At 61.8% G+C, this 15,239-nt stretch carries 14 protein-coding genes; 7 read left to right on the forward strand and 7 right to left on the reverse strand.

Annotated features, from left to right (window positions below):
- A complete protein-coding gene (locus tag PSFL_RS22290; protein WP_115128842.1) occupies positions 1–756 on the reverse strand; it encodes a hypothetical protein in 756 nt (251 codons plus the stop codon).
- Positions 757–952: 196 nt separating this feature from the next.
- Here PSFL_RS22290 and PSFL_RS22295 point away from each other — a divergent pair, with 196 nt between their 5' ends.
- Positions 953–1,585, forward strand: coding sequence for a flavin reductase family protein (locus tag PSFL_RS22295; protein ID WP_120734035.1), 633 nt, complete (start codon positions 953–955; stop codon positions 1,583–1,585).
- 162 nt (positions 1,586–1,747) lie between these two features.
- Here PSFL_RS22295 and PSFL_RS22300 read toward each other — a convergent pair whose 3' ends face one another.
- Together PSFL_RS22300 and PSFL_RS22305 are read right to left on the reverse strand one after the other, a co-directional pair.
- Positions 1,748–2,029: a hypothetical protein gene (locus PSFL_RS22300; protein WP_057439394.1), complete on the reverse strand. Its 282-nt coding sequence runs from the start codon at positions 2,027–2,029 to the stop codon at positions 1,748–1,750.
- Between the two features lie 8 nt (positions 2,030–2,037).
- Positions 2,038–2,379 (reverse strand): antibiotic biosynthesis monooxygenase family protein, encoded by a 342-nt coding sequence (locus tag PSFL_RS22305; protein WP_057958661.1) that lies wholly within the window; start codon positions 2,377–2,379, stop codon positions 2,038–2,040.
- A 328-nt stretch (positions 2,380–2,707) separates the two neighbouring features.
- Here PSFL_RS22305 and PSFL_RS22310 point away from each other — a divergent pair, with 328 nt between their 5' ends.
- Complete coding sequence (locus PSFL_RS22310) at positions 2,708–3,637, forward strand: AraC family transcriptional regulator (protein WP_057439392.1); 930 nt, start codon at positions 2,708–2,710, stop codon at positions 3,635–3,637.
- Positions 3,638–3,741: 104 nt separating this feature from the next.
- Here the strand turns inward: PSFL_RS22310 and PSFL_RS22315 are convergent, their stop codons facing one another.
- From PSFL_RS22315 to edd, 4 genes are all read right to left on the reverse strand, one after another.
- Positions 3,742–5,196 carry an ATP-binding protein gene (locus PSFL_RS22315; protein ID WP_115128843.1) on the reverse strand — a complete coding sequence of 485 codons (1,455 nt, stop codon included), beginning with the start codon at positions 5,194–5,196 and terminating at the stop codon, positions 3,742–3,744.
- Complete coding sequence (locus PSFL_RS22320) at positions 5,186–5,917, reverse strand: response regulator (protein ID WP_057439391.1); 732 nt, start codon at positions 5,915–5,917, stop codon at positions 5,186–5,188. Before PSFL_RS22320 ends, PSFL_RS22315 begins: the two co-directional genes overlap by 11 nt.
- A 126-nt stretch (positions 5,918–6,043) precedes the next feature.
- A complete protein-coding gene (locus tag PSFL_RS22325) occupies positions 6,044–7,000 on the reverse strand; it encodes a glucokinase (protein WP_397470489.1) in 957 nt (318 codons plus the stop codon).
- Positions 6,997–8,823: a phosphogluconate dehydratase gene (gene edd, locus PSFL_RS22330; RefSeq protein WP_057439389.1), complete on the reverse strand. Its 1,827-nt coding sequence runs from the start codon at positions 8,821–8,823 to the stop codon at positions 6,997–6,999. The genes PSFL_RS22325 and edd overlap by 4 nt, the downstream gene beginning before the upstream one ends.
- Positions 8,824–9,044: 221 nt before the next feature.
- Here edd and gap point away from each other — a divergent pair, with 221 nt between their 5' ends.
- The 5 genes from gap to PSFL_RS22355 all read left to right on the forward strand — a co-directional run bounded on the left by gap (position 9,045) and on the right by PSFL_RS22355 (position 15,220).
- Positions 9,045–10,046: a type I glyceraldehyde-3-phosphate dehydrogenase gene (gap, locus tag PSFL_RS22335; protein ID WP_029295415.1), complete on the forward strand. Its 1,002-nt coding sequence runs from the start codon at positions 9,045–9,047 to the stop codon at positions 10,044–10,046.
- A gap of 184 nt (positions 10,047–10,230) precedes the next feature.
- Positions 10,231–10,749 (forward strand): RNA polymerase sigma factor, encoded by a 519-nt coding sequence (locus PSFL_RS22340; RefSeq protein ID WP_057439388.1) that lies wholly within the window; start codon positions 10,231–10,233, stop codon positions 10,747–10,749.
- A gap of 82 nt (positions 10,750–10,831) precedes the next feature.
- On the forward strand, positions 10,832–11,800 hold the full coding sequence (locus tag PSFL_RS22345; RefSeq protein ID WP_115128845.1) for a FecR domain-containing protein: 969 nt from the start codon (positions 10,832–10,834) through the stop codon (positions 11,798–11,800).
- Between the two features lie 115 nt (positions 11,801–11,915).
- Positions 11,916–14,483 (forward strand): TonB-dependent receptor, encoded by a 2,568-nt coding sequence (locus PSFL_RS22350; RefSeq protein WP_397470490.1) that lies wholly within the window; start codon positions 11,916–11,918, stop codon positions 14,481–14,483.
- Positions 14,484–14,611: 128 nt separating this feature from the next.
- The gene (locus tag PSFL_RS22355) at positions 14,612–15,220 is read left to right on the forward strand and encodes a biliverdin-producing heme oxygenase (RefSeq protein WP_115128847.1); all 609 of its coding nucleotides are present in this window, start codon (positions 14,612–14,614) and stop codon (positions 15,218–15,220) included.
- Positions 15,221–15,239: the final 19 nt, after the last annotated feature.

Genomic DNA, 15,239 nt, shown 5'->3' on the forward strand with positions numbered 1-15,239 from the left:
TCAGGACAGCCCTGCCAGCGGCTGGCGGTTATCCCGGCGCTGTACATACCAGGCACCGGCGATCATCACCAGCAACACCGCCGCCAGCACCGCCGATGAGCCGACAGTGCCAAAGTCCAGGCCACCCTTTTCATGGGGTTTGGTCAGGAAATCCCCGAGGGTCGCGCCAAAGGGCCGGGTCAACACAAACGCTACCCAGAACAACACCACCGACGAAACCGTCGTGCAGTACTTGAGCGCCACCACCAGCAGGATGCTCGCGCCGATCAACATCGCACCGCCGGCAAAACCCAGGCCCGAGTCGTCGGCCAGGAAGTCCCCCAGGGCCGTGCCCAGGGTGCTGGAGAGCAGGATTGCCACCCAGTAGAACAGCTCGCCGCGCGGGGTCTGCACCTTGTTCACGTTCAGCGAATTGCCGCTCAGGTGCCAGAGGGCGAACACCATCAGTAACAGGACAATCAGGATCATCGAGCCAGAGGCGTACCCCAGGCCCAGGGTGCGGTCCATAAAATCGGACATGGTGGTGCCCGCCGTACTGGTCGACAGAATCACGATCCAGTACAGCACCGGGTTGTAGGATTTCGACCATAACTGCGTCAGCAATGTGATCAGGAACACGCTGAGCAGGATCATCGAGCTGATGGCATAGCCGACGTTCAAGGTCATCGACAACAAGTCCCCGGCGGTTTCGCCAAGGGTGGTCGCACAGATCTTCATAACCCAGAACGCCAGGGTAATCTGAGGAAGTTTGTTCATTGTGCAGAAGGCTCCAGAGTTCAGTCTCGAAAGGCCGACTCATGGGGGGTATCGACCTGGCGTGCAGACTGGCCGCAGCCCTGTGAAAAATAGGTGGGTGATGGATGAAAATTCCATGCGGCACCGCCAATCCGGTGGAAATCCTGCCCTTGGGCCTGCACTATTGCGCTTTTCCCCGCCGCAGGAACCCCCGTCCATGCCTGACGATATCCATTTCTACGAACCCGCCAACGGCCACGGCCTGCCCCATGACCCGTTCAACGCCATCGTCGGCCCACGCCCGATTGGCTGGATTTCGTCCCAGGACCGCGAAGGCCGCCTCAACCTGGCGCCCTACAGTTTTTTCAATGCCTTCAACTACATTCCGCCGATCATTGGTTTTTCCAGCGTCGGGCGTAAAGACAGCCTGAATAACATCGAACAGACCGGCGAATTTGTCTGGAACCTGGCCACGCGCCCGCTGGCCGAGCAGATGAACCAGAGCTGCGCCGCCGTGTCACCAGAGGTCAACGAGTTTGAATTGGCCGGGCTGACGCCGGTGGCCTCCAAAGTGATTGCCGTGCCGCGGGTCGGCGAAAGCCCGGTGTCGTTCGAGTGCAAGGTCACGCAGATCATTCAGCTGCAACGGGCCGACAAGGAACTGGTGCCCAGTTGGCTGGTGCTTGGCGAAGTGGTCGCGGTGCATATCGCCAAATGGTTGCTCAAGGATGGGGTGTACGACACTGCGGCGGCCGAGCCGATTCTGCGGGGCGGCGGCCCGGCGGATTATTTCCAGCTGGGGCCGGAAGCGCTGTTCAAGATGTATCGCCCTGGGGCTACCAAACCCTGATTGGATCGAATGCAATTAAAAATGTGGGAGCGGCTTGTGTGGGAGCGGGCTTGCTCGCGAAAGCGTCGTGTCAGCCAGCCAATTTGGAACTGATCCACCGCTTTCGCGAGCAAGCCCGCTCCCACACAAACCCCGCGCCCACAGTTGGGTCGGTGGTGTTCTTTAGTTTGTTGCGGTTGCCCAGGCCAGTTGGCCCTCTTCGTCGATATCGCTCAAGCGCTCCAGTTGCTGGGCCGCCGCATCGTCGGCGTCGTCGGCAGTCTTGAACAGTTGGCCATCGAGGATCTTGTGAAAGCGCGGTGCGCTCATGCCGTCCAGTGCCTTGACGGCAATGGCGGCGCTATAGCCGCCCTGGTCTTCGCGCACTAGGGCGGAAACAGCTTCGTGGTGGGCAAATTCTTTACGTGCCATGTTGCAGGTCCTGGCCAATGGAAAGTCGGCCATTCTAAACCCTAACCGGCCAGTTGCAGGTACTCGCCATAAGCCTTGTCGGCGCAGGCGTCAGTGAAGGTCTGGAAGTCCATGCTGCGCACGACCCTGTCGTTCAACAACTCGGTAAACAGCACCAGCGCCGGCGAGCTGAAGTAGGCACTCATGGCCTGTTCGCTGCTCCAGAAACCTGAAACCAGCCAGACATCGGGGTCAACCTGGGAATGCTGCAACGAGAATTGCAGGCAACCCTGAGCCTGACGGCCCGGTTCGATCAAACTGCTCAAGCGTGCACCCAGTTCGGTGCTGCACCCGCTGCGGGCGCGGATGAAGGCCAGATGGCTCGCGGGAATGGGGGTGGACATGTTCGACTCTCCCGTTGAGAAGTGATGCTCGGCAAGCACTGTGAGGGCGTGTTGCCACACAATCAAAGATACGGGCGCAGGCCCCTGCGCGGTTAGTCGATTCCTGCCGGCTTATTGCACAATCCTGCCAGAAGCGTAGACACCCGGTTCGGCCCCAGGCTTTATTGCAGGGACAAGCGCCTTGTTTCAGGCAGATGACAGGCCGGGGGGCTTGCCTGATTCCAGACGCGCCGCAGGATCAGGCAAGGATTGTGCAGAATCGACATAACACTGCTTGCAGCGCCACCGCTAAGCTGTGCCCATCAAAGAAGCATGCAGAGGACGCTCCATGTCGTCGCCCGAACAGCAGTCCATTCCCCTCGATGCCGAGATGGAAAAACAGCGCGCCGAACTGGCCAGCATTGTGCACCGGCACACTTGGGAGGACGGTTCCTACGGCACCGCGATCACTTCGCTCTACCTGAACCGCCACAATACGCCGCGCGACTTCATGCCGGTGCTGGTGGAACCTGCCCTGTGCATCCTCGCCAACGGCAGCAAGGAAGTGCGCCTGGCCGACGAAATCTTTGCCTACGACCCCCTCAACTACCTGGTGTTCTCGGTCGCGATGCCGGTGGCCGGGCGAGTCATCGACGCCACGGTCGAAGACCCCAACCTATCGGTGCGCATCAATATCGACCCGGCGCAACTGACCGCCCTGATTGCCGAAGCCGGCCCGATGGGGGTGCCCACGCGCCCGACCGCGCGCGGTATGTATGTCGACCGGATCGACACCCAGTTGCTCGACGCCGTCTTGCGCCTGGCACGCCTGCTGGATACGCCCAAAGATATCGCGATGTTGGCGCCGTTGATCAATCGCGAAATCCTCTACCGCTTGCTGCGTGGGCCACAGGGCTATCGCCTGTACGAAATTGCCGTGGCCAATAGCCAGAGCCATCGGGTCAGCCGCGCAATCACCTGGCTGAACGGCAACTACGAACAACCGCTACGCATTGATGACCTGGCCAAGGAAGTGAATCTCAGCGTGTCGACCCTGCACCACCGCTTCAAGGCCATCACGGCCATGAGTCCGTTGCAGTACCAGAAGCAACTGCGCTTGCAGGAAGCGCGGCGACTGATGATCGCCGAAGGCCTGGAAGCCTCGGCGGCGGGGTATCGGGTGGGGTATGAGAGCCCGTCGCAGTTCAGCCGGGAATACAGCCGATTGTTTGGGGCGCCGCCGCTTAGAGATTTAGCCAGGTTGCGCCAGAGCCTCTGACCTACTGCGGACCGCTGTGGGAGCTGGCTTGCCTGCGATGGCGGTGGGTCAGATGTACCGCTATCGCAGGCAAGCCCTCCCCCACATAGGCTCGGCAGCGCTGCTTAGTCCGGGGTGCGGGGCAGTTGCAAGGTCACCCGCAGGCCACCTTCGCGCAAATTCTGCAAACTCACTTCGCCGCCATGGCTATGGGCGATATTGCGTGCAATCCCCAGCCCCAGGCCATAGCCCTGCTGCTGCCCGGCCAGGCGAAAGTGCGGTTCGAAGACCTGCTCCAGACGCTGCTCCGGTACACCGGGCCCCTCGTCATCCACATGCAGGATGAACTGCGCACCATCGTCCTCGATACGCAGATGGGCGTTCTGCCCGTACTTCAAGGCGTTGTCGATCAGGTTGCCAATGCAGCGCTTGAGCGCCAGCGGCTTGCCCGGATAGGCCGTCAACGCCCGGCCGTGCTGGGTCACCCGGCCATTGCCGTTGGGCGCCAGATACGGCTCCACCAGGCAATCGAGCACATGGTTGAGGTCCACCGGCTCGATGTTCTCGTGGATGTCCGTGTCCTTGACGCACTGCAACGCGCCCTTGACCAGCAGTTCCAGCTCATCCAGGTCACGGCCGAACTTGGCTTGCAGCTTTTCGTCTTCCAGCAGTTCCACCCGCAGCCGCAGGCGTGTGATTGGTGTGCGCAAGTCGTGGGAAATTGCGCTGAACAACTGGCTGCGTTCGGTCAGGTAGCGGCTGATCCGCTCGCGCATGGCATTGAACGCGCGGCCTACCTCCACCACTTCGCTGCCGCCGCCTTCGGCCACCGGCTCCACGTCGGCGCCCAGGGACAGGTCCCGCGCCGCCCGCGCCAGGCGCTTGAGCGGCCGGCTTTGCCAGTGCACCAGCAAGCCGATAAACAGCAACAGAAAGCCGCTGGTCAGCACGATAAACCACACTTGCTGGGACGGCAGGCCCTGTTCTTCGAGGCTGGTGTAGGGCTCGGGCAGCAACGAGGCGATATACAGCCATTCGCCGGCGCCCAACTCGATCTGCGTCACCAGCACCGGCGGGTTGACCGGCTCCAGGGTCAGCGCGTAATGCGCCCAGGAACGTGGCAGCTCATCGAGTTTCAGGCCGGCATTGAAGATGCGCAGGTCTTCGGCACTGACAAACTCCACCGAAAAATGCACGTCACTGCCCAGGGTCTGGCGCAGCACTTCGTCCACCGCGCCGAGCACCGCCTGTTTGCGCGGGGTTTGCGGCAAGATCTGCATATCCAGCGGCTTGTCGTTGAGCGTCACCACAAAGCGCGTGCCGCCCATGCTGCGCAACTGGTCGAGCACCAGCGGGCGATAAGCCACCGGCAGGGAACGGAAATAGCTGACGCTGGCGGTCATCGAATGGGCCAGGCTGCGGGCGCTGGTGACCAGGCCCTCAAGCTGGGTGGCGCGCAGCTGCGAGACCCAGATCACGCTGGATAAAGCCTGGGCAAATAGCACCGCCAACAGGGTCAGCAGCAGCATGCGCCCCAACAAGGAACGCGGGACCGGAATGCGCCGGCGCTCAGTGGGCATTGCTGGCAACCACACTGGCCGCCAGTTGGTAACCGCTGCCGCGCACGGTGCGGATCAGCCGTGGCGGTTTCTCGGTGTCGCGCAGGCGTTGTCGCAGGCGGCTGACGGCCATATCGACAATGCGGTCCAGGGGCATCAGGTCACGGCCACGGGTGGCATTGCCAATGGTGTCGCGATCAAGGATTTGCTGCGGGTGATCGAGGAACAGTTTGAGCAGGGCAAAGTCGGCACCGGAGAGGATGACTTCCTCGCCATCAACGTGAAACAAGCGATGGCTGATCATGTCCAGCCGCCACTCATCAAACACCAGCACATCGCCACCGCTGCGCTCCTGGCCAAACTGGCAGCGGCGCAACAGGGCCTTGATGCGTGCCTGCAGCTCACGGGGGCTGAAGGGTTTGCCGATGTAATCGTCGGCGCCCAGCTCCAGGCCGATGACCCGGTCGGCCTCGTCGGAACTGGCGGTGAGCATGATGATCGGCACCTGAGCCTGGCGCGGGTGCTGACGTACCCAGCGGCAGAGGCTGAAGCCGTCTTCGTCGGGCAGCATGACGTCGAGGATCACCAGGTCGCATGGGGCTTCGTCCATGGCTTGGCGAAACCCTGCGCCATTGGGCACGCCCCGCACCTGGAAGCCGGCGCGACTGAGGTAGGTTTGCAGCAACTCGCGGATTTCCTCGTCGTCATCGACGAGAAGAATGGATTTACTGATTACGCTCACGGGGGCCTCCTTGTTGTTATGGGGTGCTCTCTAGGGCCTCTTCGCGGGCAAGCCCACTCCCACATTTTGATTTGTGAACACAATCAAATGTGGGAGTGGGCTTGCCCGCGATGGGGCCATCACTGCCTACGCAAATGCCTGCTCCAACGCCACACCCGCCCCGGTCAACCCGGAATACGGCGCCGTCACCAACCACACCGGGATCCCTTTGAAGTAGTCGCTCATGCAACCTTTGTCCGCAAAGCTCTTGGCAAAGCCACTATTGATAAAGAACTCGGCAAACCGCGGGATCACCCCGCCCACGATATACACACCACCCCGGGCGCCGGTGGTCAGCACGTTATTGCCGGCCACGCGGCCCAGCCAGATGCTGAACTGGTCGAGGACCTCCATCGCCACCGGATCGCCAGCCAACCCTGCCGCAGTAATCGCCTCCGGGGTTTCCAATACCGCCGGATGGCCGTCCACCGCGCAGATCGCCCGGTACAGGCGTGGCAGACCGCTACCGCTCAGGGCGGTCTCGGCGCTGACATGCCCGATCTCGTTGTAGATGTGCTGCCACAACTGGGTTTCCCGTGGGCTGCTCAGGGGCAGGTCGACATGCCCGCCCTCGCCCGGCAACGCGGCCCAGCGGCCGGCGCCCAGGTCCAGCAAGGTGCCCACGCCCAGCCCTGTGCCTGGGCCGATCACCACGGCCGGGCGCCACGGCTCCGGGGTGCCGGCGCAGACCACGCGGTACTCATCGGGTTGCAGGCGGGTCATGCCCAGGGCCATGGCCGAGAAGTCATTGACCAGCAGCAGCTCGTCCACTTGCAGGGCCTTGCAGAACGCGATCTTGCTCAGGCGCCAATGGTTGTTGGTGAACTTGAACTCATCACCACTTACCGGCCCGGCCACCGACAGGCACACCGCGCCGATGGAACCCGGCGCCAGGCCTTCCTCGGCGAGGTAGACCTTGATCGCCTCTTCAGGGCTGGCGTGATCCGCCGTGGCCAGCACCCGGATCGAATGCAGTGCCTGGTCCCGCCATAACGCAAACCGGGCGTTGGTACCGCCGATGTCACCAACCAGCGCAAGTTTCACTTAAGTGTCTCCAGGGCAGAGGTAAAGGCGCTGGCGCCCTGCTCTGCGGAGCTTGCGGCCAGGCGCATAAATGCAAACAGCTCGCGACCGGCCCCCACGTTATTGCCCAACAGGCCCGTGGCAGGCGCGCGCGCTGCAAATTCTTCGGCGTCCACCTTAAGCTCGAGGGTACCTTTGACGCCATCGACGCGAATGATATCGCCATCCTTGACCCGCGCCAGCGCCCCACCGCACTGGGCTTCGGGGCTGACGTGAATCGCGGCGGGAATCTTACCCGAGGCGCCGGACATGCGCCCGTCTGTCACCAATGCGACTTTGAAACCCCGGTCCTGCAACACACCAAGGAACGGCGTCATCTTGTGCAATTCCGGCATGCCATTGGAGCGCGGGCCCTGGAAGCGCATGACCGCGACAAAATCCTTCTCCAACTGGCCGGCCTTGAACGCGTCCGCCAGGTCCTGCTGGTCCTGGAACACCACGGCCGGCGCTTCGACGATTTGATGCTCGAGGGCCACGGCCGAGACTTTCATCACCCCACGGCCGAGGTTGCCTTCCATCACTCGCAAGCCACCCTCCGGGGAGAAGGCACGGGCCACCGGGCGCAGGATGCTTTCGTCGAGGCTTTCGATCGGGCCTTCACGCCAGACCAGTTCGCCATCCACCAGGAATGGCTCCTGGGTGTAGCGGCTCAGGCCATGGCCGGCCACGGTGTTGACGTCTTCGTGGAGCAGGCCGGCTTCCAGCAACTCGCGGATCAGGAACGACATGCCGCCCGCCGCCTGGAAGTGGTTGATGTCAGCTTTACCGTTCGGGTAGACGTGGGACAGGGTCGGCACCACTTCCGAGAGGTCGGCCATGTCCTGCCAGGTGAGGATGATGCCTGCGGCCATGGCGATGGCCGGCATATGCAGGGTGTGGTTGGTCGAACCGCCGGTGGCGTTGAGAGCGACGATGGAGTTGACCAGGGACTTTTCGTCGACGATCTCGCCGATCGGTGTGAAGTTGCCATTGGCCTTGGTCAGGCGCGTGACCTGGTGCGCGGCCTCGCGGGTCAGTGCATCGCGCAGCGGTGTGTACGGGTTGACGAACGAAGCGCCGGGCAAGTGCAGGCCCATCACTTCCATCAGCAACTGGTTGGTGTTGGCGGTGCCGTAGAAGGTGCAGGTGCCGGGGCTGTGGTAGGACTTCATCTCCGATTCCAGCAGCTCTTCGCGGCTGGCCTTGCCTTCGGCATAGCGCTGGCGCACATCGGCCTTCTGTTTGTTGGAGATCCCCGAGGGCATCGGCCCGCCGGGCACGAAGATCATCGGCAGATGGCCATAACGCAGGGCGCCCATCATCAGGCCCGGGACGATCTTGTCGCAGATCCCCAGCATCAGCGCGGCGTCGAACATGTTGTGGGACAGCGCTACCGCCGTGGACATGGCAATCACTTCGCGGCTGAGCAGGCTCAGCTCCATGCCCGGCTCGCCCTGGGTCACACCATCGCACATGGCCGGGGTGCCGCCGGCGAACTGGCCGACCGAGCCGACTTCGCGCAGGGCTTTTTTGATCTGTTCCGGGAAATGTTCGTACGGCTGGTGCGCCGAGAGCATGTCGTTATATGACGAAACAATTGCCACGTTGGCGGCATTCATCATCCGCAGGCTGTTTTTATCTTCAGTGCCGCACCCGGCCACGCCGTGGGCAAAGTTGGCGCATTGCAGCTTGCCGCGCATCGGCCCGTCGCTGGCCGCGCCGCGAATCAGCGCAAGGTACGCCTCACGGGTTGCCCGGCTGCGGGCGATAAGGCGTTCGGTGACCTCAAGTACGCGGGGATGCATGTGTAGAACTCCAGGCTAACGGATGTGGCGACCTGAGTGTCTATGCTGATCAAACGCCCACCGCTCATGGGATGGCAGGGAGTCGTTTGGATCATCGGACCAGTTGATTCAGGTCACTCGTTGTAGATTGAACAAAATATTGCCACTAAAAAGGCTTGTTTTCTATTTTTATGCGAATAATCTTGTAATTCTTACAACAAATCGACGACAGGCGCTTTCAAATGACTCTTCGGATTGCAATCAATGGTTTTGGCCGTATTGGCCGCAACGTCCTGCGCGCACTTTATACCCAAGGTTACCGCCAGGATTTGCAGATCGTCGCCATCAATGATCTGGGCGACAGTTCGATCAATGCCCACCTGCTCAAATACGACACCGTCCATGGCACTTTCGATGCAGAGGTTGCTCACGATCAGGAAAGCCTGACCGTCAATGGCGACCGGATCGCCGTGAGTGCCATTCGCAACCCCGCCGACCTGCCGTGGGCGGCGCACAAGATCGACGTGGTGTTCGAATGCACCGGTCTGTTCACCGACCGTGACAAGGCCGCGGCCCATATTAGCGCCGGCGCGCGCAAGGTCATTATCTCGGCCCCGGCCAAGGGCGCGGATGCCACCGTGGTCTACGGGGTCAACCATGACATCTTGCGTCAATCCCACCAGATCATCTCCAACGCCTCCTGCACCACCAACTGCCTGGCGCCGGTAGCCCAGGTGCTGCACCGCGAACTGGGTATCGAAAGCGGCCTGATGACCACCATCCATGCCTACACCAATGACCAGAACCTGACCGACGTCTACCACACCGACCCGTACCGCGCCCGCTCGGCCACGCAGAACATGATCCCGAGCAAGACCGGTGCAGCCGAAGCGGTGGGCCTGGTCCTGCCGGAACTGGCGGGCAAGCTGACGGGCATGGCGGTGCGCGTGCCGGTGATCAACGTGTCGCTGGTGGACCTGACCGTGCAACTGAAAAAAGAAGCCACGGCCGATGAGGTCAACGCGCTGCTCAAAGAAGCCAGCCAACACTCGAAAATCCTCGGCTACAACACCCTGCCGCTGGTTTCCAGTGACTTCAACCATAACCCGCTGTCGTCGATCTTCGACGCCAACCACACCAAGTCCAGCGGCAAGCTGCTCAAGGTACTGGCGTGGTACGACAACGAATGGGGCTTCTCCAACCGTATGCTGGATAACTGCCTGGCGCTGTGTAACGCCGAGTAACCCGCTGTGGGAGCGGGCTTGCTCGCGAATGCGGTGGGTCAGTAATGAATGTATTGACTGACCCACCGCATTCGCGAGCAAGCCCGCTCCCACATTTGTCTTGCGTGGGTTCAGAGAAATAGCCACTTGCCATTTGTGTTGATGATAAGCATTATCATTAACTGCCAATTGGTCCGGTATCACTGTGAGCCTATCTCGCTTCAATCAAGTCTTCCTCACCCAACGGGTGGTGCTACTGCGCACCTTGCAGCGGATGGTGAATAACCACAGCACCGCCGAGGACCTGTTGCAGGAAACCTACCTGCGCGTCACCCGGGCGCTCAGCGAGCGACCGATTGATCACCTCGAACCTTTCGTGTTCCAGACCGCACGCAACCTGGCCCTCGACCATCTGCGCGCGCGTCGGATCCAGTCCCGCACCTTGCAGGAAGATGTCCCATTGGATGTCCTGCAAAGCGTCGCCTCCCCGGTCACGACGCCCGAAGATGCCGCCCACGCCGAGCAATTGCTGGAGCACCTGAGTGTCAGCCTCGGACAGTTGAGCGCCCGCCAGCAGCAGATCTTTATCCTCAGCCGCCTGCACGGCTGCAGCTATCAGGAGATTGCCGACCAGTTGCAGGTGTCCTTGAGCACCGTGCAAAAGGAACTGAAATTGATCATGGCCATCTGCATAGGTGTGGCCGAACGACTCGATCACCCTTAAGCTTTGTCGGGACAAGCCGACAGAAATGTCGCAAAAATACGCAAGACACTGAATAAAACGTGGCGAAGACCCGAGGAACACCGTGACGGACCCGAACAAACTGCGCCCCCATGAGCTGGCTCATGAGGTGTTGCAACATGCGGCCATGGACCAAGCCCTCGACTGGCTGATCGCTTTGCAATGCCCGCAGCCAGGCCAGCAGGCCGAGTTCCAGGCCTGGCTCGCCGCCGACCCGAGTCACGCCCAAGCCTTCGCCAAAGCCCAGGCCGCCTGGGGCGGTGCGCCAGTACACAGCGCCGCCGTGGCCCTCAATGCACCGCGCAAGCCCAGCGCTTGGCGGCGCATCAAGCCGCACTGGAAGCCCTTGGCCACGGCGGCGGTGTTGCTGCTCGGGCTGTTCAGCTTCAGCAACCTGCCGGTGCGCCTGCAGGCCGACCATTTGACCGTGGTCGGCGAGCGCCAGCGCCTGCAGCTGGATGACGGCTCCAAGGTGCTGCTCAATACCAATTCGGCGTTTTCCAGCACCATCGACGAACATCAGCGCATCGCCCGCCTATACCAGGGCGAGGCGTTTTTCGAAGTAGCGGCCAACCGTGGCCTGCCCCTGCAAATCGACGCCGGCCCAGTGCGCGCCAGTGTCAGCGATACGGCATTCGCTGTGCGTTATCTCAACGGTGAGGCCCAGGTTCAGGTGCAACGCGGAGACGTTGACCTGAGTACCCCCTTCGGCAACAACCGGGTGCGCCTGAGTGCCGGCGAAAGCATCCGCGTCGGCCCCGAGGGCTTCGGCCAACCCTCCAAGCTCGATGCGACCAAGGAGCTGGCGTGGGTCCAGGGCCGACTGGTCTTTGAAAACTGCCCGATGAGTGAAGTGCTGGCAGAGCTGCGGCGCTATTACCCGGGCTGGATCGTCAACACCAACGAGCAACTGGCCAGCGTCGCGGTGACCGGTAATTACCGCCTGGACCAGCCCCTGGACGTGGTGCGCTCCCTGGCGCATATCACCTCGGCCAGGCTCTCGGAGTTCCCCGCGCTAGTCATTCTCAATTGAGAATAATTATTTTTACTCGATAACCTCTGCTGGTACGTCTCGTCTTAGCCAATGCAACTGATTCCTATTTGATTCAGGCTCGCAACTATAAGACTCGTACCTCGGAGCGCTCTCGATGTCCTCTCGTTTCAACCGCCGGTCCTCTTCGCCCACGCTTTGCCTGCTGGCCGCCGCGATCCTGTTGGCAGGCAGCCCGGTCCTGACGGCCACTGCCGCCGAACCCGCTGCGCGCAGCCACGCCAATTACACCTTCAGCATCGAGCAGCAATCCCTGGTGTCGGCGCTCAACGCCTTTACCGCCGTCACCGGCTGGCAGATCGGCCTGCCCGCCGAACTGGGCCAAGGGGTTTCATCCCCCGGTGCACGGGGCTCACTGACACCGGAAAAGGCCCTGGATCGGCTGTTGGTGGGGACCAACCTGAACTACCGCAAACTGGGTAACAACAACATCGTCCTGGAAAAGCGCACGGCGGGCAGTGCTATCACCCTGCAGCAAATGACCATCAGCGCCACCCGTCAGGAACAAGCGGTAGACAGCGTGCCCAGCACCGTCACCGTGCATGAGCGCGAGGAGCTGGACCGCCAGAACGTCAACACCATCCGCGAACTGGTGCGCTACGAACCGGGCGTCTCGGTCGGTGGCGCGGGCACCCGCTCCGGTAACTCCGGCTACAACATTCGCGGGATCGACGGCGACCGCATCCTCACCCAGGTCGACGGTGTAGAGGTGCCGGACAACTTCTTCAACGGCCCGTACGCCAAGACCCGGCGCAACTATGTCGACCCGGAAATCGTCAAGCGCGTGGAAATCATCCGTGGCCCGGCCTCGGCCATGTACGGCAGCAGCGCCATCGGCGGCGCCGTCAGCTACTTCACCCTCGATCCGGATGACATCATCAAGCCTGGCCAGGATGTGGGCGCGCGGCTGAAGACCGGCTACAGCTCGGCGGACGAAAGCTGGCTGACCTCCGGCACCGTCGCCGGCCGGGTGCAGGACTTCGACGGTTTGCTGCACCTGAGTCAGCGCAACGGCCACGAGATGGAGTCTCATAACGGCAACAACGCCACCGGCCTGGCCCGCACCGGCGCCAACCCGGAAGACGTGCGCACTACCAACGTGCTGGCCAAGCTGGGCTGGAACTACGGCGAAGACAACCGCCTGGGCCTGACCTACGAGAAGTACAAGGACGACCGCGACATCAACCAGAAAAGTGCGGTGGGCGGGATCTTCCTCGAGGGCCAGGGCACGAACATGTACCGTGACCGCCGCGGTAACGACACCATCACCCGCGAACGCTTTGGCCTGGAGAACAAGTTTTCACTCGACTCGCCGATTGCCGATCACATCAAGACCAGCCTCAACTACCAGATCGCCAAAACCGACCAGGCCACCAGCGAAATCTATCAGGCCGGCCGCCGCGTGCTGCGTACCCGCGACACCCTCTACGAAGAAAAGCAGTGGGTGTTCGACGCGCAGTTGGACAAGGCCTTCGTCATCGGCGATACCGATCACCTGCTGACCTACGGCACCACGATCAAGCAGCAGAAAGTCACCGGTTCGCGCGAAGGTGCGGCGACCTGCCTGGCTGTAGGCGCGGGCTGCACTGCCATCGGCGCACCGAGCCCAACCCCTGCCGACAGCGTGAAAAAAGCCAGCGATTTCCCCGATCCGACCATCAACAGCTACGCGCTGTTTGCCCAGGATCAGATCAGTTGGAATGACTGGACCTTCCTGCCCAGCCTGCGCTACGACTACATCCAGCTCAAACCCAAACTGACCGAAGCGTTCCTCAATACCACCGACCCGGACCGCAAGTACCCCCACGACGACTCGAACAAAACCTGGCATCGCTTCTCGCCAAAACTGGGCGTGACCTACGCACTGACCGAGCAGTACACCTGGTTTGGCCAGTACGCCGAAGGTTTCCGCACGCCATCAGCCAAAGCGCTGTATGGCCGTTTTGAAAACCTGGGCGAAGGCTATGTCGTCGAGCCCAACTCGAACCTCAAGCCGGAAACCAGCAAGAGCTACGAAACCGGAATCCGTGGCAACTTCGACTCAGGCAATTTCGACGTCGCGGTGTTCTATAACAAGTACCGTGACTTCATTGACGAGGACAACGCCGCGCTGAGCCCAACCGGTACCATCTTCCAGCCCGGCAATATCAAGCGCGCCACCATCAAGGGCATGGAGGTCAAAGGGCGCCTGAACCTGGACGCCTTCGGTGCACCGCAAGGCCTGTACAGCAAAGGCGCGATTGCCTACGCCCACGGCCGCAACGATGAAACCGGCCAGCCGCTGAACAGCGTCAACCCGCTCAAGGGTGTATTCGGCCTGGGCTACGACCAGGACACCTACGGTGCGCTGGTCAGTTGGACCCTGGTCAAGAAACAGAACCGGGTAGACAGCGCCACGTTCTTTACCCCGACCGGCATCAAGGCCAACGGCCCGTTCAAGACCCCGGGCTTTGGCATCGTCGACCTGACCGGCTTCTACAAAGTCACCGACGAGCTGACCGTCAACGGCGGCCTGTACAACCTGACCGACAAGAAATACTGGAACTGGGATGACGTGCGCAGCTACGACGGCGTGGGCGAAGCCGGCGTGACCTCGCCGGCCAGCCTGGACCGCCTGACCCAGCCAGGGCGTAACTTTGCGATCAACCTGATCTGGGATATCTGACCCACGCAACCCCGCCTCGACGGTTTTATCGCCGGCCGGGGTGAGGATTTTTTACTGTGACGCGTCTTCTTGTTCGTCTAGTAATAACAGCCTGGCAACAAGGCGCTTTTCCTTCTCAAGGACATCCAATGACAGCTTCCACCACCACAGAACGCGCAAGCCTGCGCTCCCAGCGCCTGAACCAGATCACCCACGAGCCACACACCAAGCTCGACGCCCTGGTCAAGGCTCACGCCCCGTTTGAAACCCAGGCCAACTTCGCCCGTTTCGTGGTCGCGCAGTACCTGTTCCAGTCGGAACTGGTGGCGCTGTACAACGATCCCGAGCTGATCAAGCTGGTGCCCGACCTGGCCGAGCGCTGCCGCGCCGACGCCGCCAAGCTGGACCTGGCCGACCTGGAAACCGAAGTGCCTGCCCCCGTGGCCGGTGCCGTGCAGAACCCGAGCAAGGCCGAGGCCCTGGGCTGGCTGTTCGTCTCCGAAGGCTCCAAGCTGGGCGCGGCATTCCTGATCAAACGTGCCGTTGGCCTGGGCCTGAGCGAAACCTTCGGGGCCCGCCACCTCGGCGAGCCGGCCGGTGGCCGTGCCGAAGGTTGGAAGCGCTTCACCCGCACCCTCGATAGCCTGGAACTGAGCGCCGAAGAAGAAGCGGCGGCGGAAAAAGGTGCAGTGGATGCCTTTGTACGCTTCACCGTGTTGCTGGAACAGGCGTACGCTAGCGCCCCAGAACTGGCCTGACCCGCTGCTGGCATGCAAT

This window comes from Pseudomonas sp. DD1 (genome assembly GCF_044510355.1).
GTDB classification, from domain to species: domain Bacteria; phylum Pseudomonadota; class Gammaproteobacteria; order Pseudomonadales; family Pseudomonadaceae; genus Aquipseudomonas; species Aquipseudomonas shahriarae.